Genomic DNA, 24,785 nt, shown 5'->3' with positions numbered 1-24,785 from the left:
GAAAGCCGCGAGCTTGATGGCCCGCGCCAAAGAGCTCGCGGCTTCCGCCGCTCCTACGGGCGATGCCGCGACGGGCAGGCGTCGGGGGCGTGGCGCCGACCTACGCGGCGCGGTCGGCGTCGGTGGTGAAGCTTTCGCCGCAGCCGCATTCGGCGGCGACGTTGGGGTTCTCGAACACGAACTGTTCGTTCAGGCCCTGCTTGAGGAAGTCGATGCGGGTGCCGTCGACCAGCGCCAGGCTGTCGGCATCGACGAAGATGCGCACGCCGTCCTGCTCGAACACGGTGTCGCCGTCACGCTGCTCGCGGGCCAGGTCGGCCAGGTAACCCCAGCCCGAACAGCCGGTGCGCTGCACGCCGAAACGCAGGCCGATGGCGGAATCGTCGGCGGAGAGGAACCCCTGGATGCGCTCCAGGGCAGCAGGTGCGAGTTGGATCGACATGGCCCTCATTCTAGCCGTTGTGGCTCCGGTAAACTGTATGGCTCATATCGGCTCGATCCGGCAGGGATTCAAGGCATGACCACGGTAAGTGTTGCGCAGGCGCTGGCGGGCAAGGTGGCCGAAGGCGGAGAAGTCACGGTCCGCGGCTGGGTACGCACCCGGCGCGACTCCAAGGCCGGGCTGAGCTTCGTCAACGTCAGCGACGGCTCGTGCTTCGCCCCGATCCAGGTGGTGGCGCCGAGCGCGCTGGCCAACTACGAGTCCGAGGTGAAGAAGCTCACCGCCGGCTGCTCGGTCATCGCCACCGGCACCCTGGTGCCTTCGCAGGGCCAGGGCCAGAGTTTCGAGATCCAGGCCGAGGCGATCGAGGTGGTCGGCTGGGTCGACGACCCGGAGACCTACCCGATCCAGCCCAAGGCGCACTCGCTGGAATTCCTGCGCGAGGTCGCGCACCTGCGCCCGCGCACCAACCTGTTCGGCGCGGTGACCCGCATCCGCGACTGCCTGGCCAAGGCCACGCATCGCTATTTCCACGAAAACGGCTACTACTGGATCACCACGCCGATCATCACCACCTCCGACGCCGAGGGCGCCGGGCAGATGTTCCGGGTCTCGACGCTGGACATGGCCAACCTGCCGCGCGACGGCAAGGGCGAGGTGGACTTCGGCCGCGACTTCTTCGGCAAGGAAACCTTCCTCACCGTGTCCGGCCAGCTCAACGTCGAGGCCTACTGCCTGAGCCTGAGCAAGGTTTACACCTTCGGCCCGACGTTCCGCGCGGAGAACAGCAACACCACCCGCCACCTGGCCGAGTTCTGGATGGTGGAGCCGGAGATAGCCTTTGCCGACCTGGCCGAAACCGCGCGCGTGTCCGAGGACTTCCTCAAGTACCTGTTCCGCGCGGTGCTGCACGAGCGCGCGGACGACATGGAATTCATCGCCCAGCGCGTGCAGCCCGATGCGATCACGCGGTTGGAAACCTTCGTCAACGCGCCGTTCGAGCGCATCAGCTACACCGACGCGGTCAAGCTGCTGCAGGACTCGGGGAAGAAGTTCGATTTCCCGGTCGAATGGGGCCTGGACCTGCAGACCGAGCACGAACGCTGGCTGACCGAGGAACACGTCGGCCGGCCGGTGGTGGTCACCGACTACCCCGAGCACATCAAGGCCTTCTACATGCGCCTGAACGACGACGGGAAAACGGTCGCGGCGATGGACGTGCTGGCGCCGGGCATCGGCGAGATCATCGGCGGCTCGCAGCGCGAAGAGCGGCTGGACGTGCTCGACGCGCGCATGGACCAGTTCGGCCTCGACCGCGAGCACTACGGCTGGTACCGCGATTTCCGCCGCTACGGCACCGTGCCGCACGCGGGCTTCGGCCTGGGCTTCGAGCGGCTGGTGGTGTACGTGTGCGGGCTGTCGAACATCCGCGACGCGATCCCCTACCCGCGCGCACCCAGCAGCGCGGAGTTCTAGCCATGAGCGTCGACGTCGTCATGTTCTTCGCCCTGCTGTTCGTCGCTGCCGCCATCGCCGGCGCCACCGCGTTCGTGATTTTCTGGCCGCTGGCGCTGGTGCACCTGCGCGACCGCCACCCGGAGGTGAAGGCGCGTCTGGGCGATGGCGCCTTCCTCAAGCCCGACGCACTGTGGTGGCTGTTCAGCGGCCGCTACCGGCAGGTTCGCGATCCGCAGTTCACAGGCCTGGCCACGCCCGCGCGCGTGGCGCTGACGGTGATCGTGTTCGCATTGATCCTGGCCGGCCTGCTGTGGCTGCTGTCGATCGCGGTGTCGCCGTGAGCACGGAGGGCGCGCGCGACCAGTGGTGGCTGGCCTCGCTGGGCCGCACCGTGGTCTGGGCGCGGCTGCGCGTGCGCGAGGCCGGCACCGCCGAGGTCTTCGACAGCGACGGCAATACCCTCGCCTACGACAGCGAGGACACCGCGCGCGCCATGCTGATGGACGCCGAGTTCGTCGCCTTCGACGGACTCGACGAAGAAGACGCGCTGGAGCGCGGCTTCTCGCTCGCCGAAATCGCGCCACCATCCGGCAACGATGACGCGCAGCTGCGCCCGCACATGGCGCAAAAGCTCGGCGGCAGCGCCTGAAGCGGCAGTGCGCCGCCTGACTCCAGTGGAGACCCCATGGACCTGAACCTCACCGGCAAGCACGCCCTCGTCTGCGGCGCCTCCGAAGGCATCGGCCGCGCCACCGCGCATGAACTGGCCCTGCTCGGCGCCAGCGTCACCGTGCTCGCTCGACGCGCGGAGGCGCTCCAGGACGTGGTCGCTGCCCTGCCCCGCGGCGACGGGCAGGCGCACGATTTTATCGCTGCCGACGTTTCGCAGACCGACGCCCTGCGCGAAAGTGTCGCCAGGCTGGCGGCGCGCGCGCCCGTGCACATCCTGGTCAACAACACCGGCGGCCCGCCCGGCGGCACTGCGCATGAGGCGACGGTCGACGCCTACCTCGACGCTTTCAACAAGCACCTGGTCGCCAACCAGACGCTGCTGCAGGCAGTGCTGCCGGGCATGCAGCAGACGCGCTGGGGCCGCATCGTCAACGTGATCTCGACATCGGTGAAGGAGCCGATCCCCGGGCTGGGCGTGTCCAACACGACCCGCGGCGCGGTCGCGTCCTGGGCCAAGACGCTGTCGCGCGAACTCGCCACCGACGGCATCACCGTCAACAACGTGCTGCCGGGTTTCACCGAAACCGGTCGCATCGAGCAGATCGTGCGCAATGCGGTGGCCGCGCAGGGCAAACCGGAAGACGAAGTCCGCGCCGCGATGCGCGCTGGCGTGCCGGCGGGCCGCTTCGCCACGCCGGAGGAAACCGGGGGCGTGATCGCGTTCCTGTGCTCGCCGGCGGCTGCCTACATCAACGGCGTCAGCCTGGCGGTGGATGGCGGGCGGATGCATTCGATTTGAAGCTGGGCTCCTCCCCCTGCGACGGCAGGGGGAGGTTGGGAGGGGTGTTCCACGGCTCTGGTTGATCCGCAAGGCACCCCTCCCCAGCCCTCCCCTGCCGTCGCAGGGGAGGGAGTGAGCTCGCGGCTTCCGCCGCTCCCGCGATAACGCTGGAACGCTCCAGTCCCCGAGACCCATGCCCGAAGGCCCCGAAATCCGCCGCGCCGCCGATCGTCTCGCCGAGGCGGTCGTGGGCAAGCGTCTGGATTCGGCCTGGTTCGCGTTTCCACAGCTGAAGCATTTCGAGAACTCCCTGCCCGGCGCCGTCATCGAATCGATCACGCCGCACGGCAAGGCGCTGCTCACGCGCTTCGACAACGGCTGGACGCTGTACAGCCACAACCAGCTGTATGGCGTGTGGCGGATCGCGGCGGCCGGCGAGCGGCCGGAGACGAAACGTTCGCTGCGCGTGGCGCTGGAGACGACGCACACGACGATCCTGCTGTATTCGGCCTCGGACGTGGCGATGTGGCGCAGCGATGAGCTGCACCGGCATCCCTTCCTCGCCCGGCTCGGTCCCGACGTGCTCGACCCGGTGCTGGACGCCGCCGCCGTCGAGGCTCGCCTGCGCGATCCGCGCTTCGCGGGCCGCGCGCTGGGAAGCCTGCTGCTCGACCAGGGCTTCCTCGCCGGCATGGGCAACTACCTGCGCTCGGAAGTGCTGTTCGCGGCGGGCCTGCTGCCGCAGCGGCGACCGCGCGACCTCGATGGCGACGAGCGTCGCGCGCTGGCGCGCGAACTGCTTGCCATCCCGCGCCACAGCTATGCCACCCGCGGCATCGAGCGCGCGAGCGGCATGCGCGAGGACTATCTGACCGACACGCCGGAGGGATTCCGCTTCCGCGTGTTCGACCGCGAAGGCGAGCCCTGCGAATCCTGCGGCGCGCCGCTGCTGCGCCGGCAGGACGGTTCGCGCCGGCTGTACCTGTGTCCGCATTGCCAGCGCTGAAGATGCCCGGCGCCCTTCGGTCGCGGGCACGCAGCAGGTAAGCTACACGGATGCAGCAGCTCGCCCACTGGATCGACGGCAAGGCCCGTGAGGCGTCCACGCAGGGCTGGCTGGACGTGTTCGAACCGGCCACCGGCAAGGCCTTCGCACGGGTGGCCGACGGCAACGCCGATGACGTCGAAGCCGCGGTTGCCGCCGCCAGCGCGGCCTTCCCCGCCTGGTCGTCGCTGCCCAACGAATCGCGTGCGCGCTGGCTGGAGAAACTGGCCGACGCGCTGGAGGCGCGGCTGGACGATTTCGCCCACGCCGAGGCACGCGACGGCGGCAAGCCGTTCGCGCTTGCCCGCGACGTGGAAATCCCGCGCGCGGTGTCCAACCTGCGCTTCTTCGCGCACGCGGCGACCCAGTTCGCCAGCGAATCGCACCACGGCCAGGCGGGGCTGAACTACACCCTGCGCCAGCCGCTGGGCGTGGTTGCCACGATCTCGCCGTGGAACCTGCCGCTGTACCTGTTCACCTGGAAGATCGCGCCCGCACTGGCCGCGGGCAACACCGTGGTCGCCAAGCCGTCCGAGGTCACGCCGTTGACGGCGACGATGCTCGGCGAGCTGGCCGCGCAGATCGGATTCCCCGCGGGCGTACTCAACATCGCGCAGGGACTCGGCCCGAAGGTTGGCGAGGCGATGGTCGTGCATCCTGCGGTCAAGGCGGTGTCGTTCACCGGCAGCACCGCGGTCGGCAAACGCATCGCCGGGATCGCCGCGCCGATGCTGAAGAAGGTGTCGCTGGAGCTGGGCGGCAAGAACCCGACCCTGGTGTTCGCCGACAGCAACTGGCGCGCGCACCTGGACACGATCGTGCGCTCGGTCTTCCAGAACTCCGGGCAGATCTGCCTGTGCGGCTCGCGCCTGCTGGTCGAGCGCGGCATCTACAACGAGTTCCGCGACGCGCTGGTCGAGCGCGCGCTGGCACTGCGCGTCGGCGACCCGATGGACCCCGACGCGCAGATGGGTCCGCTGGTCTCGCAGGCGCACTTCGACAAGGTGGTCGCCGCCATCGCCCGCGCCCGTGGGGAAGGCGGCCACGTGCTGTGCGGCGGCAACGCGCTCGACCGCCCCGGATGGTTCGTCGCGCCGACGCTCATCGAAGGCCTCGGCCCGGACTGCGCGACCAATCGCGAGGAAATCTTCGGCCCGGTCGCGACCCTGCAGCCCTTCGACGACGACAAGCAGGCCTTGGCACTCGCCAACGCCGGCGACTACGGCCTCGCCGCATCGATCTGGACCCGCGACCTCGCCCGCGCACATGGCCTCGCGGCCGGCATCCACGCCGGCATCGTCTGGATCAACTGCTGGCTGATGCGCGACCTGCGCACCCCGTTCGGCGGCATGGGCCAGTCCGGGCTCGGCCGCGAGGGCGGACTCGAGGCGATGCGTTTCTTCACCGAGCCCCGCAACGTGGGCATCCAACTTGAGCGTTGAATGATGAAACGGACTTCCGTGCTGGACTTCCTTGGTGTCGTGCGAATCGTCGGCTATTCGCTGGCGCTGGTGGCGGTGCTGGTCATAGTCGCGCTGTTCCTGCTCAGCTTCCTGCAATCACGGCTTGCATGGGTCTTCGCCACGCCCTTCACTGTCATGGTGCTGTCCGGTCTCCTGGTCGCCTGGGTCGCGGGGCTGTCGCGGGTATTCGTACGCCGGATGCGCTTCACAAGTCCGCAGGAGTGAAATCATGAAACAAGCACTCGCAAAACTCCTGAGCAACAACAGCGCCTGGGCCGACGGCGTCCGCAACGAGGATCCGCAGTTCTTCGAACGCCTGTCCGAACTGCAGGCGCCCAAGTACCTGTGGATCGGCTGCTCGGACTCGCGCGTGCCGGCCAACCAGGTGATCGGCCTGGCGCCGGGCGAGGTGTTCGTCCACCGCAACATCGCCAACGTGATGGTGCACACCGATCTCAACTGCATGTCGGTGATCCAGTTCGCGGTCGACGTGCTGAAGGTCGAGCATATCCTCGTCGTCGGCCACTACGGCTGCGGCGGCGTCAACGCGGCACTCAACGGCCTGCGCATCGGGCTGTCGGACAACTGGATCCGCCACGTCGGCGACGTCGCGCAGAAGCACGCGGCGCTGCTGGAAGGTTTCCCGAAGGAAGAACGCGGCAATCGCCTGTGCGAACTCAATGCGATCGAGCAGGCCGAGAACGTCTGCCTGTCCACCGTGGTGCAGGATGCCTGGAGCCGTGGGCAGAAGCTGTCCGTGCACGGCTGGGTCTACAGCCTGCACGACGGCCGCGTTCGCGAGCTGGGCATGGACGTGGACTCGCCGACGGTGCTGGACAAGGTTTACCACGCCGCGATCGAACAGCTGCATGGTCGCCTCGGGGAGGCGCCATGAGCCAGGGCATCGACGCCGGCGGCGCACCGCGCCCGGTCGGCGCCTACCCGCACGCGCGCCGCGTCGGCGACCTGTTGCTGATGTCGGGCATCGGCCCGCGCGACCCGGCCACCAACACCGTGCCCGGCAACGAGCACGACGCCGGCGGCAAGCTCGTCGGCCACGACATCGCGGCGCAAACGCGCGCGGTGTTCGCCAACGTGCGCGCGGTGCTGGAAGCCAGCGGCGCGCGCTGGGAGGACCTCGTCGACGTGACGGTGTTCCTCACCGACATGGCGAACGATTTCACGGCCTACAACGCCGTCTGGGCCGAGTATTTCCCGGACCCGGCGACCGCACCGTGCCGCACCACGCTCGGCATCGACGCGCTGCCCACGCCGATCGCCATCGAACTCAAGTGCATCGCCGCCTTCAAGGAGTAAGCCATGCTGCCCGCCCCGCTGAACCTCCAGGCCTGGATCGAGGAACATCGCCACCTGCTCAAGCCGCCGGTCGGCAACAAGTGCATCTATGACGGCGACTTCATCGTGATGGTGGTCGGCGGCCCGAACCTCCGCACCGACTACCACTGGGACGAAGGCCCGGAGTGGTTCTACCAGCTCGAAGGCGAGATGGTGCTGCGCATCCAGGAGGACGGGAAACCACGCGACATCCCGATCCGCGCCGGCGAGATCTTCCTGCTGCCGCCGCGCGTGCCGCACTCGCCGCAGCGCATGCCCGACTCCATCGGCCTGGTGATCGAGCGCAAGCGCCTGCCGCACGAGGACGACGGCCTGATGTGGTTCTGCGAGCAGTGCAACCACAAGCTGTACGAGGAGTACTTCTTCCTGCACGACATCGAGAAGGACTTCCCGCCCGTGTTCGAACGCTTCTACGCCTCGCGCGAGCACCGCACGTGCAAGCAGTGCGGACACCTGAACCCGGCGCCGGAGAAGTACGAATTCCCGGACACCTGACCGCGCCCGCATCCCGTAGGAGCGGCGGAAGCCGCGATTTTTGCCTGGTACGGGGAAAGCATAGAGCTCGCGGCTTCCGCCGCTCCTGCAATTCCTACAATGGCGTGCCGAAGCCCGGCCCTTGCCCAGGACCCGCCCCGTGCTGCGCTCCCTGATCGACCTCAAGCCGCGCGACGTCCCGTTCCGCGTCGCCCTGCGCAACACCGTCGCGGTGGTGGCGCCGCTGGCGGTCGGGCTGGCGATCGACCAGGTGCCCGCCGGGCTGGCGATGACCACCGGCGCGATCAACACCATGTTCATCGACCAGCCCGGTCCCTACCGCCAGCGCATGCGGAGCATGCTGATGGCGTCGGCGGTCGCGGGCCTGTCGGCGCTGGTCGGCATCCTGGTTGGAAGCCACACGTGGCTGTTCGTGCTGGCCGCCGCGCTCGCCGGGCTGACCGGTGGCCTGCTGGTGGCGCTGGGGCCGACCATCGCCCGCGTCGGCATGACCAGCATGATCGTGCTGGTCATCACCGCCGAGATGCAGGTGCCGATCGTGCACGCCCCCGGCGTGGCGCTGCTGATCTTCGCCGGCGGCCTGCTGCAGACGCTGATGGCGGTGGCCGCCTGGCCGCTGCAGCGCTACCGCCCGGAACGTTTCGCGCTGTCCACGGTGTTGCGGCAGCTGGCCGAGGTCGCGCGCAGCCGGCCGGACGCCTCGCAGCCGCCGCCGGTGTCGATGGCGGCCATGGATGCGCTGGAAACCCTGCATGGCGAACACCGTTCGCGCGGCCGCGCGATGCAGTCGTTCCGCATCATCGCCGAGCTGTGCGAGCGCGTGCGCATCGGCCTGCTGTCGCTGGGCGACGTGTCCGTGCGCGTCGAGGAACCCGCGCAACAGGCCCGCATCGACGCCGTGTTCGCCAGTGCCGACGTCATCCTCGGCCACCTGTCCGACGCCATGCTCGCGGCGGAAAAGCCGCTGCGCGCGGAGCAGGAGGTGGCCCTGCTCCGTCAGCGTGTCGATGCGCTGGCACGGGCGGCCGAGGAGGCCTCCGGCAGCCGCGATCGCCGCCTGTTGCGCATCGCCGCGGCGCGCGCGCAGGGCCTGGCCGGCCAGCTGCGCGCGCTGGTCCGCAACAGCGACTGGGCCAGCAGCCGCGGCGAGATCCGCGCCGAACTGGCCGAGGCGCAGCTGCCCGCCGCGCTGCGCCCGGGCAACCCCCTGCAGACCCTGCGCGCGAACCTCGAGCTGTCCTCGGTGGCGATGCGCCACGCGATCCGCTGCGCCGCCTGCCTGGGCATCGCCGCCGCCAGCGAACGCCTGCTGCAGGTGCCGCACGGCGCCTGGATCCCGATGACCGCCGCCATCGTGCTGCGTCCCGACTTCGGCGGCACCCTGCGCTTCGGGCTGCTGCGCGTGGCCGGCACCTTCGGCGGCCTGCTGCTGACCTCGCTGGTGGTGCACCTGGTGGTCGACAACGTCGTGCTGTCGCTGCTGCTGATGGCGCTGCTGTGCATCGCCTTCCGCATGCTGGCCACGGTCAACTACGGCCTCGGCGTGGCGATGCTGACCGGCATGCTGGTGCTGCTGCTGGCCTTCGAGGGCATCGCGCCGGCCGAGGCCATCCACATGCGCGTGCTGGGCACCACGCTGGGCAGCGCGCTGGCGCTGGTCGCCTACCTGCTGTGGCCGACGTGGGAAGGCCAGCGCTCCAACGATGCCCTGGCGAAACTGGTCGACTGCTACCGCGCCCACATCCTGGCCGTGCTCGGCAACGACATCGGCGCCCTGCACGAAACCCGCACCGCTGCCCGCGCCGCGCGAACGCGCGTGCTGGCCTCGATCGACCGCATGCGCGCCGAACCCGGCCGCGAACGCGCCGCGGACCTGGCCGCCACCGAATCCTTCCTCGCCAACGCCCATCGCCTGATCCGCACCTCGCTGTCGCTGGAAGCCGCGCTGCGCGACGAAGGCGCATTGCCGCGACTGCCGGAGCTGGACGCGTTCGCCGGCGAAGTCGACACCGCACTGTCCGCCATCGCCGGTGCGTTGCGCGAGCGCACGGTGCCGCAGGTGCGCTCGCTGCGCCCGGCCGAGCGCGAGCTTGCCAAGACGATCGAAGCCGATGCGGCGCTCGCCGCCAGTCCCGCCGGCATGGCCCTGGCCGACACCTGCGACCGCATCGCCGACTCCATCGACACCCTCGCCCACCTGCTGCGCCAGGCGCGCGAACGCGGGATCGGAGCGGCCTCCGTGGCAGCCGGGTAAACTGGCCGTCATGCTCAAGATCGACATCCACGCCCACTACCTGCCGCGCGACTGGCCGGACCTGGCGAAGAAATACGGCAACGACCGCTTCCCGGTCATCCACCACACCGACGACGGCCGCCACCGCATCTACAAGGACGGCAAGTTCTTCCGCGAAATCTGGTCCAACACCTGGGACGCGCAGGAACGCATCGACGAGTACGCGCGCTTCGGCGTGCAGGTGCAGGTCATCAGCACCGTGCCGGTGATGTTCAGCTACTGGGCGAAGGCCAACCAGGCGCTGGAATTGCATGCCGCGCTCAACGACCACATGGCCGAAACCCTGCGCGCGCATCCGCGCCATTACGCCGGCATCGGCACCGTGCCGATGCAGTCGCCGCGGCTGGCGGTGCAGGAACTGGAGCGCTGCGTCGACCAGCTCGGCCTGCAGGGCGTGCAGATCGGTTCGCACATCGGCGACTGGAACCTCGACGCGCCGGAGCTGTTCCCGTTCTTCGAGGCCGCCGCCGACCTCGGCGCGGCGATCCTCGTGCACCCCTGGGACATGATGGGCACCGAATCGATGCCCAAGTACTGGCTGCCGTGGCTGGTGGGCATGCCGGCCGAGCAGTCGCGCGCCGCCTGCTGCCTGGTGTTCGGCGGCGTGCTGGAACGCCTGCCGAAGCTCAAGGTCTGCCTCGCCCACGGCGGCGGCAGCTTTCCCTACACCATCGGGCGCATCGAGCACGGCTTCAACATGCGCCCGGACCTGGTCGCCACCGACAACCCGCGCAACCCGCGCGAGTACCTGGAGCGGCTGTACTTCGATTCGTGGGTCGCCGATCCGCGCGCGCTGCAATACCTGCTCGACACCTGCGGCACGGACCGGGTGATGCTCGGCACCGACTACCCCTTCCCGCTCGGCGAACAGACGCCCGGCGCCGGCATCGACGCGATGGACCTGGACGAAGCCGGCAAGGCGCGCCTGTTCCACGGCACCGCGCTGGAATGGCTGGGGCTGCCGAAGTCGCGGTTCGCCTGATGCGTGGTGTTTTGCCACGGTTTTACAGGGACGAACGCGGATACAGGTAGCCAATACTGTGGAAATGCACCAGATTCGTCATTCCCGCGAAAGCGGGAACCCAGTGGCTTTCGTGCGGGAAAGAACCAAGTCACTAGGTTCCCGCTTTCGCGGGAATGACGTCGGTAAGTGCGCAACCAACTGATTCAACGCTTTATCCGTGCTCATTCGTGTAAATCCGCGGCAAAAATCCAATGACCGAAACCGACATCAGCGACGACACTCACGCCCGAGCCCTGGACGCCGCCGACCCGCTGTGCGGCCTGCGCGACGAATTCCTGATCCCGCTGCACGACGGCCGCGAGCAGGCCTACTTCTGCGGCAACTCGCTCGGCCTGCAGCCGAAGACAGCGCGTGCGCACGTCGAAGAAGTGCTGGACAAGTGGGCGGTCGAAGCCGTCGAAGGCCACTTCACCGGCCAGGCGCAGTGGATGCCGTACCACGAGCTCGTTCGCGACGGCCTGGCACGCGTGGTCGGCGCGCAGTCATCCGAGGTGGTGGCGATGAATTCGCTCACCGCCAACCTGCACCTGATGATGGTGAGCTTCTACCGCCCCACGCGCGAGCGCCCGGCGATCCTGATGGAAGCCGGCGCATTTCCCTCCGACCGCTACGCGCTCGAATCGCAGGTGCGTTTCCACGGCTTCGACCCGGCCACCGACCTGATTGAACTGCAGCCCGACGAACCCGACGGCACGTTCTCCATGGCGGCGATCGAACGCGCCATCGCCGAACACGGCCCGCGCCTGGCGCTGATCGTCTGGCCCGGCGTGCAGTACCGCAGCGGACAGGCCTTCAACCTGCGCGAGATCGCGCGCCTCGGCCACGCCGCCGGCGCGCTGGTCGGCTTCGACTGCGCGCACGCGGCCGGCAACCTGCCGCTGCAGCTGCATGACAGCGGCGCCGACTTCGCGGTGTGGTGCCACTACAAATACATGAACGCCGGCCCCGGCGCGGTCGCCGGCTGCTTCGTGCACGAGCGCCACGCGCGCACCGACCGCCCGCGTTTCGCCGGCTGGTGGGGCCACGAACAGGCCTCGCGCTTCCGCATGGGCACCGACTTCGTGCCCACGCCCGGCGCCGACGGTTGGCAGCTGAGCAACCCGCCAATCCTGGGCCTGGCGCCGCTGCGCGGGGCGCTGGAACTGTTCGAACGCGCCGGCATGGCCGCGCTGCGCGCCAGGTCCGAGCGCCTGACCGCCTATCTCGAAGCGCTGATCCGCGAACGCCTGTCCGGCACGCTGCAGATCGCCACGCCGCGCGAACCGGAACGTCGCGGCGCACAGCTCTCGCTGCGCGTCGTTGAAGGCCGCGGCCTGCGCGGGCGCGAGGCAGGACGCTCGCTGTTCGAATTCCTCGCCGCCCAAGGCGTGCTGGGCGACTGGCGCGAACCGGACGTGATCCGCATCTCGCCGGCGCCGATGTACAACACGCACGCGGACGTGCTGCGGTTTGCGCGGGCGGTGGAGGCGTGGCGGGGGAATGAATGATCGGCCAGCCTCACCAATGCCGTCATTCCCGCGCAGGCGGGAATCCATGCCCGCAAACTTGAGACGACCGCTGATGGAAAAGCAACCAGCCGTCTACATCCTTGCCAGCGAACGCAACGGCACTTTGTATACCGGCGTTACGAGCGATCTGGTCGGACGCACATGGCAACACCGCGAACACGTGGTCGACGGTTTCACGAAACGGTACGGCATTGCCACGCTCGTCTGGTACGAGCTGCATCCGACAATGGAGAGCGCGATATTGCGTGAGAAGCAGATCAAGAAATGGAACCGGAGCTGGAAGCTTCGCTTGATTCAGGAGGGCAATCCACGCTGGAAGGACCTTTGGCCCGACATCACCGGACAATCCGCGGGCATGGATTCCCGCCTGCGCGGGAATGACGACGTGGGGTTACCGACGTGACAGGCGCTGATCCAAAATCCCTCACCATCATCGGCGCCGGCCTCGCCGGCGCCCTGCTCGCCACCCTGCTCGCCCAGCGCGGCTGGCGCGTCGAGGTGTTCGAGCGCCGCGGCGACCCGCGCCTGCAGGGCTACGCCGGCGGCCGTTCGATCAACCTCGCGCTGGCCGAACGCGGCCTGCACGCCCTGCGCGCCGCCGACGCCCACGGCGCGGTGCTGGAACAGGCCGTGATGATGCGCGGCCGCATGGTGCATCCGCTGGGCGGCGAGCCGCAGCTGCAGCGCTACGGCCGCGACGACAGCGAGGTGATCTGGTCGGTCAGTCGCGGCGAGCTGAACATCACCCTGATCGACGCGGCCGAAGCCGCCGGCGCCGTCCTGCATTTCGACCAGGGACTGGATTCGGTCGATTTCGACGCCCGCACCATCACCTGCAGCGGCAACGGCGAGACCCACGTGCACCCGTTCAACGCCCTGCTCGGCTGCGACGGCGCCGGTTCCACGCTGCGCGCGCAGATGGGCGCGCAACGTGACCTCGGCGAACGCACCGAATGGCTCGGCCACGGCTACAAGGAGCTGGAAATCCCGCCCGCTGCCGACGGCGGCTTTCGCATCGAACCCAACGCACTGCACATCTGGCCACGCGGGCGCTACATGTGCATCGCCCTGCCCAACGACGAGCGCAACTTCACCGTCACCCTGTTCATGGCGCTGCACGCGGATGCCGGCAATGACGACCCGGATTTCGACTCGGTCGTCACCGCCGCCGACGCGCGCGCCCTGTTCGAACGCGACTTCCCGGACACGCTGCCGCTGATCCCGGAACTGGAGCACGACTTCGTGGCCAACCCGGTCGGCAGCCTCGGCACGCTGCGCCTGGACCGCTGGCACCTGGGCGGCGACGCGGTGCTGCTGGGCGACGCCGCGCACGCGATGGTGCCGTTCCACGGCCAGGGCATGAACTGCGCATTCGAGGACTGCGTGGCGCTGGCCGACTGCCTCGAATCCCACGCCGACCTCGCCACCGCCTTCGCCGCCTTCGAGGCCGACCGCAAACCCGACGCCACCGCGATCCAGGACATGGCGCTGGAGAACTACATCGAGATGCGCGACCTGGTCGACGACCCGGAGTTCCTGCTGCAGCAGGCGCTGGAGCGCAAGCTGCAGGAACGCCATCCGGGCCGCTTCGTGCCGCACTATTCGATGGTGACCTTCATGCGGATTCCGTATTCGCTGGCGCTGGAGCGCAGCAACATCCAGCGCGGGATACTGGTGACCGCGACGCGTGGGCTGGACTCGTTGGACGGGGTGGATTGGGCGGCGGTGGATGCGGAGGTAGAAAAGCGGCTGACGCCGCTGGCGGACGCAGCTTGACGTCGAATGGTCGCGGCGCTTGCGACGGCCCTGCGGCAGAATCATGGCTCCCTGCTCTTGTGGGAGCGGCTTCAGCCGCGAGCTTTTGAGGCGGCAAGCAGAAGCAGAGCAGGAGCAAATCCCCCATCCCCCCTTTTTCAAAGGGGGCAAGAGCAAATCCCTGACCCTGACCCCTGTGACCCCTGACCAAAAACCTCGTAACTAGAAGCCGCCTCCCACAAGCAGCCCAGCCTCATGCCCGCCAGTTTCCTCTTCTACGACCTTGAAACCTTCGGCACCGACCCACGTCGCAGCCGCATCGCGCAGTTCGCCGCGATCCGCACCGACGCGGAGCTCAACGAGGTCGAGGCGCCGGTGGAGTTCTTCGTCCAGCCGGCCGACGACCTGCTGCCCTCGCCGATGGCGACGCTGGTCACCGGCATCACGCCGCAGGATGCGCTGCGCGACGGCGTAACCGAAGCCGAAGCCTTCGCCTGCATCTTCGAGGAGATGGCGCGCCCGGAGACCTGCACCCTAGGTTACAACTCGCTGCGCTTCGACGACGAGTTCGTCCGCCACGGGCTGTTCCGCAATTTCCACGATCCCTACGAGCGCGAGTGGCGCGGCGGCAACTCGCGCTGGGACCTGCTCGACGTGATGCGGCTGGCGCATGCGCTGCGGCCCGAGGGCATCGTGTGGCCGAAGCGCGAGGACGGCGCGACCTCGTTCCGCCTTGAACACCTGGCCGCGGCCAACGACGTGCGCATCGGCGACGCGCACGAGGCGCTGTCCGACGTGCGCGCGCTGATCGGCATGGCCCGGCTGCTGCGCCGGGCGCAACCGCGACTGTGGGAGCACGCCGCGCTGCTGCGCAACAAGCGCCACGCCGCCAGCCTGCTCGATATCGCGGCGATGACGCCGGTGCTGCACGTCTCGCAGCGCTATCCTGCCAGCCGCCTGTGCGCGGCCGCGGTGCTGCCGCTGGCACGGCACCCGCGCATCGACAGCCGGGTGATCGTGTTCGACCTGGACAGCGAGCCCGACGCCCTGCTCGACCTGGACGCCGACGCCATTGCCGACCGCCTGTACGTGCGCGCCGCCGACCTGCCCGAGGGCGAGTCGCGGGTCGCGCTGAAGGAAGTCCACCTCAACCGCTGCCCGGCGCTGATCCAGTGGGCGCACCTGCGCGAGCCGGATTTCCAGCGGCTGCAGATCGATCCGGCCGTGGTCGAAGTGCGCGCCGCGCGCCTGCGCGCCGCCGCGCCCGCGCTGGCCGAAAAGGTCCGCCGCGTGTTCGCCAACGTGGCCGAACGCGAGCCGGCCGACGCCGACGCCTCGCTCTACGACGGTTTCATCGGCGACGGCGACAAGCGCCGCTGCGCGGACGTGCGCGCCACGCCGCCGGAGGCGCTGGGTAGCCGCGACTTCGGCTTCCAGGATCCGCGCCTGGTCGAACTGCTGTTCCGCTACCGGGCGCGCAACTGGCCGCAGACGCTGTCCGCCGACGAACACCTGCGCTGGAACGACTACCGCCAGCGGCGCCTGGTCGACGATTCCGGCTTGTCCGAGGTGACGTTCGCCCAGTACGCCGCGCAGATCATGGAGCTGCGGGCCGCACACGCCGACGACGGCGGCAAACAGGTCCTGCTGGACCGGCTGGAAGACTGGGGCCGCCAGCTGCAGGCATCGCTGGCCTGACGCGGCCTTCCCCACAGCGAAATCGACGCGTCATCGGGCCTATCATCGCCAGCCATGAGCACGTACTTCACCGACAAGAGTTTCCGCTTCCTGCGCACGCTGGCCCGCAACAACAACCGCGCCTGGTTCCAGGCCCACAAGGCCGACTACGACGCGCATGTGCGTGAACCGTTCCGGGCGCTGCTCACGGACCTGCAGCCGGACTTGCGCACGGTGAGCGAACATTTCCGCTCCGAGCCGAAGACCGTCGGCGGTTCGCTGTTCCGCATCCAGCGCGACACGCGCTTCGCCAGCGACAAGACGCCGTACAAGGCCTGGCAGGGCGCGCGGCTGTTCCACGAGCGCCGCAAGCAGGTGCCCGCGCCGTCGTTCTACCTGCACCTGCAGCCTGGCAACTCTTTCATCGGCGCCGGGTTATGGCATCCGGAGACAGCGACCCAGCGGCGGGTCCGGCAGTTCATCTTCGACAATCCTGGCAGCTGGAAGCAGGCCGCGCATGCGCCCGCGTTCCGGCGCCGCTTCGACCTCGAAACCGGCGAGATGCTGGTGCGGCCGCCGCGGGGATTCCCGCCGGATTTCGCGTTCCTCGACGACTTGCGCCACAAGAACTTCGTCGCCTCGCACGCCATCGAGGACAGCGTGATGACCGGGCCACGGCTGCGGCAGACGCTGGCGAAGGACCTGAACGCGCTTGCGCCGTTCGTGGATTACCTGTGCGCGGCGCTGGACCTGGAGTTCTGAGGCACCGGGATCAGCATAGAATCGCGGCACGGCCTCCGGGAACACCAACGATGAAGAAATGGCTCTGGCTCGTTGCGGCCGTGCTGGTCGCCCTGCTCGCCTGGACCGCGATCGGTCCCTACAGGACCTTCAGCGCGATCCGCGATGCCGCGCAGGCGCGGGATGCGCAGGCGATGGCCGAACAGATCGACTTCCCCGCGCTGCGCAACAGCCTCAAGGCGCAGCTCGGCGACCGCCTGCTGCGCGAAGTGGGCGCGCCGTCGCCGGACAATCCCTTCGCGGCGTTCGGACTCGGCATCGCCAACGGGCTGGTCGGTGGGCTGGTGGATGCGATGGTCACCCCCGCCGGACTCGGCGCGATGATGGAAGGCCGCAGGACCTGGGACCGCGCCAGCGGTACGCCTCCGCCGTCGCGCGACGACACGCACGACCCATCGGCCGAGTGCCCACTGCACGACGCGCAGTACCGCTACGAATCGCTGTCGCGCTTCACCGCCACCGTCCACGACGACCGGGGCCGCCCGGTGGTATTCGTGATGACCCGGCGCGGGCTGGATTGGAAGCTGTCCGACATCCGCCTGCCGCTGCGCGCCGACGAAACACCGACGACCTCTCCAACCCCGTAGGTCGGGGCTACGCCCCCGACAGTTTCGCGCAACGGACCGGAGAGCCGTCGGGGACGTAGCCCCGACCTACGGCGTTCCCGCCACGCAGGCGTCGCCCTGGCCTACGGATTCGACACGCCGTGCGGCACGTGTCCCGTGGCGACGTGCTGCCGCGCGGAGTCGATGTTGTGCAGCGAGTCGTCGAAGAAGATGTCGGCGCCGAACACGTCCAGGAACGGCCCCTTGGCGCGGCCACCGAGGAACAGCGCCTCGTCCAGGCGCACGCCCCATTCGCGCAGGGTGCGGATCACGCGCTCGTGCGCCGGCGCCGAGCGCGCGGTGACCAGCGCGGTGCGGATCGGCGACTCCTCGCCCGGCGGATACGCCGCCTGCAGGTGGTGCAGCGCGTCGAGGAAGCCACGGAACGGCCCGCCGGGAAGCGGTTCGCGCGCCCGCTCGCGCTCGTGGCGATGGAAGGCTTCGATACCGCCCTCCTGCGACACCCGCTCGCTTTCATCGTCGAAGATCACCGCGTCGCCGTCGAAGGCGATGCGCAGCTGGTCGTGCCGGTGCGCCGGTGCCTTGGCCGGCAGGATCGTCGCCGCGGCCACGCCATGCTCCAGCGCGCCGCGCACCGATTCCGGGTTGGCCGACAGGAACAGCTGCGCGCCGAATGGCCTGATGTAGGGCCAGGTCGGCGCGCCGGAGGTGAACGTCGCGCGCGAGATCGACAGGCCGTGGTGCTGGATCGAGTTGAACACGCGCAGGCCGGTGTCCGAGGAGTTGCGCGACAGCAGGATCACTTCCACCCGCGGCGATTCAGCGGGCGCACCGTCGTTGAGCGCCAGCAGCTTGCGCACCAGCGGGAAAGCGATGCCCGGCTCGAGCACGTCGTCCTCGCGGCTGCGCTGGTGCTCGGCATAGGCGTCGATGCCCTGCGCCTCGAACAGGGTGTTGCTCTCCTCGAGGTCGAACAGCGCGCGCGAGGAGATGGCGACGGTGAGCAGGTCGGCGGGTGTATCGGACATGGCGGCATTGTGCCGCGAAACGGTCGCAGCGACTGCGACGACGCGTCCGGGGCAACCACGGTGGAAGGCCGCGGCGTTCACGGGCATCATCGGAGCGTCCTTCCCCGCGACGCCGGTCCATGACGACTCCGAAAACCTTCAAGGCCTTCCGTATCCACAGCGACGATGCCGGCTACCGCAGCGGCATCGAGCAAGTCTCGCTGGACGACCTGGCCCCGGGCGAGATCGTGATCCGCAGCGCGTATTCGTCCGTCAACTTCAAGGACGCGCTGGCCGGCACCGGCAAGGGCAGGATCCTGCGCCGCTTCCCGCTGGTCGGCGGCATCGACGTCGCCGGGCACGTCGTCGCGTCGACGGACGCGAAGTTCTGCGAGGGCGACGCGGTGCTGGTCACCGGCTCGGGCCTGAGCGAAACCCGCGACGGCGGCTATGGCGAATACGCGCGGCTCGAATCCCGCTGGGCCGTCGCGTTGCCGCCGGGGCTGGACCTGCGCGAAAGCATGATCCTGGGCACCGCCGGCTTCACCGCCGCGCTGGCGCTGCTGCGCATGGAAGAGAACCGCCAGTCGCCCGGACTCGGGCCGCTCGCGGTGACCGGCGCGACCGGCGGCGTCGGTTCCCTGGCGATCGACATCTTCAGCAGCGCCGGCTACGCGGTGCATGCGATCAGCGGCAAGCCCGAGCACGCCGGTTACCTGAAAGCCATCGGCGCGGCCGAAGTCCTCGGCCGCGATGCGCTGGCCACCCGCAAGCCGATGGAATCGGCACGCTTCGGCGGCGGCCTGGACAATGTCGGCGGGCCGATGCTCGCCAGCCTGCTCGCGCAGACCGAGCCCTACGGCAACGTCGCCAGCGCCGGCCTTGCCGCCAGCCACGAGCTGCCGGCCACGGTGATGCCCTTCATCATCCGCGGCGTGTCGCTGCTGGGCGTGGCCTCGGCCGGCACCGCGCGCGACATCCGCGACGAAGTCTGGCGGCGGCTGGCCTCGGACTGGAAACCGCGCCACCTGGACCGCATCTGCACGCGCGAGGCGACGCTGGAACAGCTGCCCGAGGTGTTCGACACCATGCTGGCCGGCGGATCGATGGGACGGACGCTGGTCGATCTCCAGCCGCGATCCCCGCAAGCCGCCTGACCAGCCCGGCTTGCGGCCGCCACGCCCGCGGCTACAATCTCCACGCACCCAACGGGGAACATCATGGCGCGCATTCTGATCGTGGACGATTCGCCCTCCCAGCTCATGGGAATCCGCCGCATCGTCGAAAAGCTGGGCCACGAGGCACTGACCGCCGAAGATGGCGCGGCCGGCGTCGAGGCCGCCAAGCGCGAGTTGCCCGACCTGATCCTGATGGACGTGGTGATGCCGAACCTCAACGGCTTCCAGGCCACTCGCTCGATTACCCGTGAACCGAGCACGAAGCACATCCCCGTGGTCCTGGTCACCACCAAGGACCAGGACACCGACCGCGTCTGGGGCATGCGCCAGGGCGCCAAGGCCTACCTGACCAAACCGTTCTCGGAAACCGAGCTGGCCGACGCGATCGCCGGCACGATCGGTGGCGGCGCATCGCCCGAACCCGAGCCGCCAACCGCGGCTTGATTCCCGATTCAACGTAGGATGGGTAGAGCGAAGCGAAACCCATCGTCGGCCGATTGCGCGCGGAGTAGCCGGTGGTTGCACGCGGGCTGATGGGTTTCGCCTACGGCTCTTCCCATCCTACGGTTCGGGATTGCCGGCGCGCCTACTCCCGCCGCCACTTCCCGGCGAAAGCGTCCCTGAGGGTCCCGTAGGCTTCGCGCTGGGCGTCGCCTTCCGGCGCCGGCGCCTGGACTTCCAGCTCGACGATCTGGTCGCCGGCCGTCGAGCTGCCATTCGGCAACCCACGTCCGCGCAGGCGCAGCTTGCGCCCTGCCTCTGAACTGGCCGGGATCTTCAATTCCACCTTGCCACCCAGCGTGGGCACGCTGATCGTCGCGCCGAGCGCGGCTTCCCACGGCGCCACCGGCAGGGTGTAGATGATGTTGCGGCCGTCGACCTCGAATTGCGGGTGCGCGGCGTACTCGATTTCCAGCAGCAGGTTGCCGCCGCGGGTGCCCTGCCCGGCCAGCCGGATCACCTGCCCCGGTCGGACGCCCTTGGGCACCCGCACCTCGAAGGTCTTGCCGTTGAGTCCCACGCGGACGCTGTCGCCGCGGTACACCGCCTCCAGCGACACCGCCAGGCGCGCGCGCAGGTCGGCGGGTCCGTGCGCGCCGCGCGCCTGCTGCTGCGAGAACCCACCGCCGCCCTGGCGCCGGAACAGGCTTTCGAAGAAGTCACTGAAACCGCCGCCCGCACCGCCGCCGGCGAAGACCTCGTCGAAGTCGAAGCCTTCCGGCGCACCGCCCTGGCCGTAACCGTAGCCGCCGGGCGGCGGCTGCACCTCGTCACCGGGCCGGTAGCCGCGAGTGCGCAGCTGGTCGTAGGCGGCGCGCTTCTGCGGGTCGCGCAACGCCTCGTATGCCTCGTTGACGGCCTTGAACTGCTCCTCCGCACCGGCTTCCTTGCTGACATCCGGGTGGTACTTGCGCGCCAGCCTGCGGTACGCGGTCTTGATCTCGGCGTCGCCCGCGCTGGGCTCGACGCCCAGGATGTCGTAGTAGTCCTTGAACTGCATCGTGATGGTTGCTCCAGCGACAGCGGCCCGCGACATTGCCGTCGCGGGCCCGGATTATCCGCCTTCCATCCGCATCCGCGGTGAAAGCACGATCGCACCAGGCCTGGGCGCGGCACGATCCCCACGAGGGAGGTAAGTCTGCCACGGGCGATTTCAACCCTGCGTTGACGCCGTCTTTCCACCCCGGGACTAGACTGCGTCCACCTTCAACGGAACCTGACGCATGCCCATCCAGCCCGGCGACCCGATCCCCGAATCGCACCTGCAGCGCATCGACGAAGGCGTCGAGATCATCGATACCCCCACCTTGTTCGAGGGCAAGAAAGTGGTCCTGTTTGCCGTCCCGGGCGCGTTCACCCCCACCTGTTCCGAGAAGCACCTGCCCGGTTTCATCCAGCATTTCGACGAGTTCCGGGCCAAGGGCATCGAGGTGGCCTGCATGTCGGTCAACGATCCGTTCGTGATGCAGGCCTGGGGCCTGAGCCAGCACGCACCCGAAGGCCTGCTGATGCTGGCCGATGGCAACGGCGAGTTCGCGCGCGCGCTCGGACTGGAAATGGATGCCAGTTCCTACGGCATGGGCATGCGTGCCAAGCGCTTTTCCCTGTACGCCGAGGACGGCGTCGCCCGCATCGTCAACGTCGAGGCACCCGGCGAGTTCCGCGTGTCGTCGGCCGAGCACATGCTCAGCCAACTTTCCTGACCCGAGGAGTCCCCCATGGCCAAGCAAGCCGCGAAGAAGAAAGCCGCCAGCCCCGCCTCTCCGATCACCGCCACGGCGACCCTGCGCGCCCGCGCGCGCAAGAACATCGACGACGGCGCGATCACCGAAAGCTATGCCGCCGACCGCAAGGCGGTGATCCGCATCCTCAACGACGCGCTCGCCACCGAGTACGTCTGCGTGCTGCGCTACTACCGCCACTACTTCATGGCCAAGGGCATGCTGGCCGATGCGGTGAAGGCCGAGTTCCTCGAACACGCCCAGCAGGAGCAGGAACACGCCGGCCGGCTTGCCGAGCGCATCGTGCAGCTGGGCGGCGAGCCCGACCTCAATCCCGACACCCTGACCGCGCGTTCGCACGCCGAGTACAAGGAAGGCAAGGACCTGCGCGACATGGTCAAGGAAAACCTCGTCGCCGAGCGCATCGCGATCGACAGTTACCGCGAGATGATCAACTACGTCGGCGAGCGCGACACCACCACCAAGCGCATCCTCGAGGAGATCCTCGCGCAGGAAGAGGAGCACGCGGATGAGTTCGCTGATTTGCTGGATGGGTGGGTTGGCTGAAGCCACTCCGGCTTTGGCTGCTGCGCTGCTAGCGAAGCACGCGGAACCGCAAACTCGCCCATGCACCGCTCTCCGCCAGCGCAGTGAGCGTGTGGTCGCCGGCTTCGTCGAAATCGTGCGAGAACGACCCGGCACCCTCCGTTTCGCCGATCCGGCGCCCGTCGAGCAACCATTGCACGCGCGAGCCGGTGCCCAGCGCCCGCAGCGACAACCGCAGTGGATGGCGGCTGCCCGGCGCGCGCGCCAGGGTCGCGCGGTCGTTGATGCCCTCGATGCGCAAATCCTCCACGGCGCCGCGCCCGTCGGCCATGCAATCGCCGGCCAGCGGCGGCAGCCGCGACGCGTGGCGTTCGGCGATCGTCAGCCAGGGCGATGCCAGCGCGGGCCAGCGCGCGATCTCGGCGCTTCGCCTGTCGTGCGGTAGCGAACACGCCGCCGAAAGCCGTTCCCCGGTATGCGCGTCGACCTCGAAACGCTCGCGCCCCGCGCTCCACAGCCGCACACCGCGCTCGGCGAACGTGGTCGGAACGACGCCGTCGAGCGTCCATGCCTTCATCCTTCGCTGGCAAAGCGCCGACGGCAGTCCCTCGGCTGCGGTGCCGAGCGGCCAGCAGATTTCCGTTTCGGCGACATTGGACGGCGGCGGGCGCTGCACGTTGTCGCCGCGCCGACGCGGCAGGCTGTCGATGACCTCGAACATCAGCGGCAGCGCGGTGACTGCGCCGTACTGTCCCGGCAACGGCGTGCCGTCCGGTCGCCCCACCCAGACACCGACCGTATGCCGGCGCGTGCTACCGATGGCCCAGGCGTCGCGAAAGCCGTAGCTGGTACCGGTTTTCCATGCCACCCGCGGGCGGCCGCTGCGGTCGAAGGTATCGGCGCGCTCGCCGGGGCGCGGATTGGCTTCGAGCATCGTGCGCACGATCCACGCGGCGCCTGGCGACATCACGCGTCGGTCGATGCGCGCGTCGCCGGGCGTGTAGCGCACGCGACCGGCGATGCCTTCGCGGTTGAGTGCGGCAAAGGCGCCCACCAGATCCTCGAGCCGGGCGCCCGTGCCGCCGAGGATCAGTGACAGGTTCGGTTTCGCGCCGCGCGGAAACTTCAGCGAGATGCCGCCATTGTCCAGCCGCGCCGAAAAGCGCGCCGGGCCGACGCGGTCCAGCAGGTCGACGGCGGGAATGTTCAGCGACAGCCGCAGCGCCTGGGCCGCGCCGACCGGACCGTTGAATGCACCGCCGAAGTTGCCGGGGCGGTAGCCGTCGAACGACTGCGGCGCATCGACCAGCAGGCTTTCGGAATGGATCAGCCCGTCGTCGATCGCCATGCCGTAAAGGAACGGCTTGAGCGTGGAGCCCGGCGACCGCCAGGCCTCCACCATGTCGACATCGCCATGCCGCGCCTTGTCGCCGAACGCGACCGAACCGACATAGGCCCGCGCCTCCATCGTCGCGTTGTCGACCACCAGCAGCGCGGCCGAGGTGCGCGGTGGCAGGTAGGAGAAGTAGGACGTGACACGCTCTTCCAGCGTGCGCTGCAGGCCCGGATCGAGGGTGGAACGGATGCGCGCGGACGCCGGATGCGCATTGCGCAGGCGCCGTGCCAGCAGCGCCGCCGACAGCGGTGCGTGCAGGCTGCGCGAAACCACCGCCTCGATCTTCGCGTCCTCGACCTGCGCCGGCGTCCACACGCCCAGTTCGGCCATGCGGTCGAGCACCTTGTCGCGCGCGGCGCGGGCACCTTCCGGGTTGCGATCGGGGCGCCAGCGGCTCGGCGCCTGTGGCAGGACGGTCAGCAGCGCGGCTTCCGCGCGAGACAGGCGCACGGCCGGCTTGCCGAGGTAGGCGCGACTGGCCGTCTCGACGCCCTCGATGGTGCCGCCGAAGGGCGCGCGTTCGAGGTAGAGCGTCAGGATCTCGCGCTTCGACAGGTGCGCCTCGAGTTGCAGCGCGCGCAGGATCTGCCGCGCCTTGCCCCAGGGCGTGCGCGTGCTCGCGTCCGGGTCGGTTTCGAGGATCCGCGCCACCTGCATGGTCAGCGTGGACCCGCCGGAGACCACCTGCCCGCTGCGCAGCATCTGCCAGCTAGCGCGCAGCAGCGACAGCGGATTGACGCCGGGGTGATGCCAGAACCAGCGGTCCTCGTAGTTCAGCAGCGCCTGCAGGTACAGCGGCGAGACCGTGGCCGGATCGGCCGGATAGCGCCAGATGCCCTTGGCGTCGGCGAACGCCCGCAGCGGCGTCCCGTCGCGCGCAACCACCACGGTGCTGGTGTCACGCGCTTCGGGCAGCTTCGGCGGGAAGGCGAAGTCGAGCAGCAGCAGCGACAGCAGGAATGCGACCGTGCCCCAGCGCAGCCAGGGGAGCAGCCGGCGCCAGCCGCGGCGTGCAGGGTGTCGTGCGCCGGGCGACCCGTTCGGTGTGGCGGAACCTTCCCCGGTGCCGGGTTCATCGTCAGCGCCATCGGCAAGCCCTG

General features: G+C 69.1%; 26 protein-coding genes. 22 read left to right on the top strand and 4 right to left on the bottom strand.

The genetic code is table 11. The features are described 5' to 3' along the window. Window positions 1–100: 100 nt before the first annotated feature. Window positions 101–442: a HesB/IscA family protein gene (locus ACFONC_RS04755; protein WP_386742572.1), complete on the bottom strand. Its 342-nt coding sequence runs from the start codon at window positions 440–442 to the stop codon at window positions 101–103. Window positions 443–517: 75 nt separating this feature from the next. On the opposite strand from ACFONC_RS04755, the gene asnS reads away from it, so the two are divergent. The 18 genes from asnS to ACFONC_RS04665 all read left to right on the top strand — a co-directional run bounded on the left by asnS (window position 518) and on the right by ACFONC_RS04665 (window position 17,357). Beyond that, the gene (gene asnS, locus ACFONC_RS04750) at window positions 518–1,918 is read left to right on the top strand and encodes an asparagine--tRNA ligase (protein ID WP_386742571.1); all 1,401 of its coding nucleotides are present in this window, start codon (window positions 518–520) and stop codon (window positions 1,916–1,918) included. 2 nt (window positions 1,919–1,920) lie between these two features. Further along, window positions 1,921–2,241, top strand: coding sequence for a hypothetical protein (locus ACFONC_RS04745; RefSeq protein WP_386742570.1), 321 nt, complete (start codon window positions 1,921–1,923; stop codon window positions 2,239–2,241). Then, a complete protein-coding gene (locus ACFONC_RS04740; RefSeq protein WP_386742569.1) occupies window positions 2,238–2,549 on the top strand; it encodes a hypothetical protein in 312 nt (103 codons plus the stop codon). The genes ACFONC_RS04745 and ACFONC_RS04740 overlap by 4 nt, the downstream gene beginning before the upstream one ends. 36 nt (window positions 2,550–2,585) lie before the next feature. Next, window positions 2,586–3,371, top strand: coding sequence for an SDR family oxidoreductase (locus ACFONC_RS04735; protein WP_386742568.1), 786 nt, complete (start codon window positions 2,586–2,588; stop codon window positions 3,369–3,371). A 175-nt stretch (window positions 3,372–3,546) separates the two neighbouring features. After that, the gene (gene nei, locus ACFONC_RS04730) at window positions 3,547–4,359 is read left to right on the top strand and encodes an endonuclease VIII (protein ID WP_386742567.1); all 813 of its coding nucleotides are present in this window, start codon (window positions 3,547–3,549) and stop codon (window positions 4,357–4,359) included. A 50-nt stretch (window positions 4,360–4,409) separates the two neighbouring features. Further along, on the top strand, window positions 4,410–5,840 hold the full coding sequence (locus ACFONC_RS04725; RefSeq protein WP_386742566.1) for an aldehyde dehydrogenase: 1,431 nt from the start codon (window positions 4,410–4,412) through the stop codon (window positions 5,838–5,840). A 3-nt stretch (window positions 5,841–5,843) separates the two neighbouring features. Continuing rightward, on the top strand, window positions 5,844–6,086 hold the full coding sequence (locus tag ACFONC_RS04720; RefSeq protein ID WP_386742565.1) for a hypothetical protein: 243 nt from the start codon (window positions 5,844–5,846) through the stop codon (window positions 6,084–6,086). 4 nt (window positions 6,087–6,090) lie between these two features. After that, window positions 6,091–6,756 carry a carbonate dehydratase gene (gene can / locus ACFONC_RS04715; RefSeq protein ID WP_386742564.1) on the top strand — a complete coding sequence of 222 codons (666 nt, stop codon included), beginning with the start codon at window positions 6,091–6,093 and terminating at the stop codon, window positions 6,754–6,756. After that, complete coding sequence (locus tag ACFONC_RS04710; RefSeq protein WP_386742563.1) at window positions 6,753–7,178, top strand: RidA family protein; 426 nt, start codon at window positions 6,753–6,755, stop codon at window positions 7,176–7,178. Before can ends, ACFONC_RS04710 begins: the two co-directional genes overlap by 4 nt. 3 nt (window positions 7,179–7,181) lie before the next feature. Continuing rightward, window positions 7,182–7,712: a 3-hydroxyanthranilate 3,4-dioxygenase gene (locus ACFONC_RS04705; protein ID WP_386742562.1), complete on the top strand. Its 531-nt coding sequence runs from the start codon at window positions 7,182–7,184 to the stop codon at window positions 7,710–7,712. 139 nt (window positions 7,713–7,851) lie between these two features. Beyond that, window positions 7,852–9,966: an FUSC family protein gene (locus tag ACFONC_RS04700; protein ID WP_386742561.1), complete on the top strand. Its 2,115-nt coding sequence runs from the start codon at window positions 7,852–7,854 to the stop codon at window positions 9,964–9,966. Window positions 9,967–9,976: 10 nt separating this feature from the next. Further along, window positions 9,977–10,987 (top strand): amidohydrolase family protein, encoded by a 1,011-nt coding sequence (locus ACFONC_RS04695; RefSeq protein ID WP_386742560.1) that lies wholly within the window; start codon window positions 9,977–9,979, stop codon window positions 10,985–10,987. A 233-nt stretch (window positions 10,988–11,220) separates the two neighbouring features. Beyond that, entirely contained in the window at window positions 11,221–12,516 is a 1,296-nt protein-coding gene (gene kynU, locus ACFONC_RS04690; protein ID WP_386742559.1) for a kynureninase, read from the top strand. A gap of 73 nt (window positions 12,517–12,589) precedes the next feature. Continuing rightward, on the top strand, window positions 12,590–12,940 hold the full coding sequence (locus ACFONC_RS04685; protein WP_386742558.1) for a GIY-YIG nuclease family protein: 351 nt from the start codon (window positions 12,590–12,592) through the stop codon (window positions 12,938–12,940). Continuing rightward, window positions 12,937–14,313 carry an FAD-dependent oxidoreductase gene (locus ACFONC_RS04680; protein ID WP_386742557.1) on the top strand — a complete coding sequence of 459 codons (1,377 nt, stop codon included), beginning with the start codon at window positions 12,937–12,939 and terminating at the stop codon, window positions 14,311–14,313. Before ACFONC_RS04685 ends, ACFONC_RS04680 begins: the two co-directional genes overlap by 4 nt. A gap of 234 nt (window positions 14,314–14,547) precedes the next feature. After that, on the top strand, window positions 14,548–15,990 hold the full coding sequence (sbcB, locus tag ACFONC_RS04675; protein WP_386742556.1) for an exodeoxyribonuclease I: 1,443 nt from the start codon (window positions 14,548–14,550) through the stop codon (window positions 15,988–15,990). A gap of 54 nt (window positions 15,991–16,044) precedes the next feature. Next, window positions 16,045–16,731, top strand: a complete 687-nt coding sequence (locus tag ACFONC_RS04670; protein WP_386742555.1) for a DUF2461 domain-containing protein — start codon at window positions 16,045–16,047, stop codon at window positions 16,729–16,731. Between the two features lie 50 nt (window positions 16,732–16,781). Beyond that, window positions 16,782–17,357: a DUF2939 domain-containing protein gene (locus ACFONC_RS04665; RefSeq protein ID WP_386742554.1), complete on the top strand. Its 576-nt coding sequence runs from the start codon at window positions 16,782–16,784 to the stop codon at window positions 17,355–17,357. Between the two features lie 101 nt (window positions 17,358–17,458). Here the strand turns inward: ACFONC_RS04665 and ACFONC_RS04660 are convergent, their stop codons facing one another. After that, window positions 17,459–18,364 carry a 5'-nucleotidase gene (locus tag ACFONC_RS04660; RefSeq protein WP_386742553.1) on the bottom strand — a complete coding sequence of 302 codons (906 nt, stop codon included), beginning with the start codon at window positions 18,362–18,364 and terminating at the stop codon, window positions 17,459–17,461. A gap of 119 nt (window positions 18,365–18,483) precedes the next feature. Here ACFONC_RS04660 and ACFONC_RS04655 point away from each other — a divergent pair, with 119 nt between their 5' ends. After that, the gene (locus ACFONC_RS04655; protein WP_386742552.1) at window positions 18,484–19,500 is read left to right on the top strand and encodes a YhdH/YhfP family quinone oxidoreductase; all 1,017 of its coding nucleotides are present in this window, start codon (window positions 18,484–18,486) and stop codon (window positions 19,498–19,500) included. 63 nt (window positions 19,501–19,563) lie between these two features. Then, window positions 19,564–19,965 (top strand): twitching motility response regulator PilH, encoded by a 402-nt coding sequence (gene pilH, locus ACFONC_RS04650; protein ID WP_386742551.1) that lies wholly within the window; start codon window positions 19,564–19,566, stop codon window positions 19,963–19,965. A 142-nt stretch (window positions 19,966–20,107) separates the two neighbouring features. Here the strand turns inward: pilH and ACFONC_RS04645 are convergent, their stop codons facing one another. Further along, window positions 20,108–21,022, bottom strand: a complete 915-nt coding sequence (locus ACFONC_RS04645; protein ID WP_386742550.1) for a DnaJ C-terminal domain-containing protein — start codon at window positions 21,020–21,022, stop codon at window positions 20,108–20,110. Window positions 21,023–21,245: 223 nt separating this feature from the next. On the opposite strand from ACFONC_RS04645, the gene ACFONC_RS04640 reads away from it, so the two are divergent. Continuing rightward, window positions 21,246–21,725 (top strand): peroxiredoxin, encoded by a 480-nt coding sequence (locus ACFONC_RS04640; protein WP_386742549.1) that lies wholly within the window; start codon window positions 21,246–21,248, stop codon window positions 21,723–21,725. Between the two features lie 15 nt (window positions 21,726–21,740). Continuing rightward, the gene (locus ACFONC_RS04635; protein ID WP_386742548.1) at window positions 21,741–22,310 is read left to right on the top strand and encodes a ferritin-like domain-containing protein; all 570 of its coding nucleotides are present in this window, start codon (window positions 21,741–21,743) and stop codon (window positions 22,308–22,310) included. A 28-nt stretch (window positions 22,311–22,338) separates the two neighbouring features. Here the strand turns inward: ACFONC_RS04635 and pbpC are convergent, their stop codons facing one another. Further along, a complete protein-coding gene (gene pbpC, locus ACFONC_RS04630; RefSeq protein ID WP_386743065.1) occupies window positions 22,339–24,678 on the bottom strand; it encodes a penicillin-binding protein 1C in 2,340 nt (779 codons plus the stop codon). Window positions 24,679–24,785 lie beyond the last annotated feature (107 nt).

It is taken from the genome of Luteimonas soli (assembly GCF_042648865.1).
GTDB classification, from domain to species: Bacteria; Pseudomonadota; Gammaproteobacteria; order Xanthomonadales; family Xanthomonadaceae; genus Luteimonas; species Luteimonas soli.
The sequence above is the reverse complement of the archived record's forward strand: the minus strand, read 5'-3'. Positions and strand labels throughout refer to the sequence as shown.

What these genes read in the sequence shown, in the direction of transcription:
- ACFONC_RS04755 (WP_386742572.1), bottom strand. Translation starts at nt 442, where the DNA reads ATGTCGATCCAACTCGCACCTGCTGCCCTGGAGCGCATCCAGGGGTTC.
- asnS (WP_386742571.1), top strand. Translation starts at nt 518, where the DNA reads ATGACCACGGTAAGTGTTGCGCAGGCGCTGGCGGGCAAGGTGGCCGAA.
- ACFONC_RS04745 (WP_386742570.1), top strand. Translation starts at nt 1,921, where the DNA reads ATGAGCGTCGACGTCGTCATGTTCTTCGCCCTGCTGTTCGTCGCTGCC.
- ACFONC_RS04735 (WP_386742568.1), top strand. Translation starts at nt 2,586, where the DNA reads ATGGACCTGAACCTCACCGGCAAGCACGCCCTCGTCTGCGGCGCCTCC.
- nei (WP_386742567.1), top strand. Translation starts at nt 3,547, where the DNA reads ATGCCCGAAGGCCCCGAAATCCGCCGCGCCGCCGATCGTCTCGCCGAG.
- ACFONC_RS04725 (WP_386742566.1), top strand. Translation starts at nt 4,410, where the DNA reads ATGCAGCAGCTCGCCCACTGGATCGACGGCAAGGCCCGTGAGGCGTCC.
- ACFONC_RS04720 (WP_386742565.1), top strand. Translation starts at nt 5,844, where the DNA reads ATGAAACGGACTTCCGTGCTGGACTTCCTTGGTGTCGTGCGAATCGTC.
- can (WP_386742564.1), top strand. Translation starts at nt 6,091, where the DNA reads ATGAAACAAGCACTCGCAAAACTCCTGAGCAACAACAGCGCCTGGGCC.
- ACFONC_RS04710 (WP_386742563.1), top strand. Translation starts at nt 6,753, where the DNA reads ATGAGCCAGGGCATCGACGCCGGCGGCGCACCGCGCCCGGTCGGCGCC.
- ACFONC_RS04705 (WP_386742562.1), top strand. Translation starts at nt 7,182, where the DNA reads ATGCTGCCCGCCCCGCTGAACCTCCAGGCCTGGATCGAGGAACATCGC.
- ACFONC_RS04695 (WP_386742560.1), top strand. Translation starts at nt 9,977, where the DNA reads ATGCTCAAGATCGACATCCACGCCCACTACCTGCCGCGCGACTGGCCG.
- kynU (WP_386742559.1), top strand. Translation starts at nt 11,221, where the DNA reads ATGACCGAAACCGACATCAGCGACGACACTCACGCCCGAGCCCTGGAC.
- ACFONC_RS04685 (WP_386742558.1), top strand. Translation starts at nt 12,590, where the DNA reads ATGGAAAAGCAACCAGCCGTCTACATCCTTGCCAGCGAACGCAACGGC.
- sbcB (WP_386742556.1), top strand. Translation starts at nt 14,548, where the DNA reads ATGCCCGCCAGTTTCCTCTTCTACGACCTTGAAACCTTCGGCACCGAC.
- ACFONC_RS04670 (WP_386742555.1), top strand. Translation starts at nt 16,045, where the DNA reads ATGAGCACGTACTTCACCGACAAGAGTTTCCGCTTCCTGCGCACGCTG.
- ACFONC_RS04665 (WP_386742554.1), top strand. Translation starts at nt 16,782, where the DNA reads ATGAAGAAATGGCTCTGGCTCGTTGCGGCCGTGCTGGTCGCCCTGCTC.
- ACFONC_RS04660 (WP_386742553.1), bottom strand. Translation starts at nt 18,364, where the DNA reads ATGTCCGATACACCCGCCGACCTGCTCACCGTCGCCATCTCCTCGCGC.
- ACFONC_RS04655 (WP_386742552.1), top strand. Translation starts at nt 18,484, where the DNA reads ATGACGACTCCGAAAACCTTCAAGGCCTTCCGTATCCACAGCGACGAT.
- pilH (WP_386742551.1), top strand. Translation starts at nt 19,564, where the DNA reads ATGGCGCGCATTCTGATCGTGGACGATTCGCCCTCCCAGCTCATGGGA.
- ACFONC_RS04645 (WP_386742550.1), bottom strand. Translation starts at nt 21,022, where the DNA reads ATGCAGTTCAAGGACTACTACGACATCCTGGGCGTCGAGCCCAGCGCG.
- ACFONC_RS04640 (WP_386742549.1), top strand. Translation starts at nt 21,246, where the DNA reads ATGCCCATCCAGCCCGGCGACCCGATCCCCGAATCGCACCTGCAGCGC.
- ACFONC_RS04635 (WP_386742548.1), top strand. Translation starts at nt 21,741, where the DNA reads ATGGCCAAGCAAGCCGCGAAGAAGAAAGCCGCCAGCCCCGCCTCTCCG.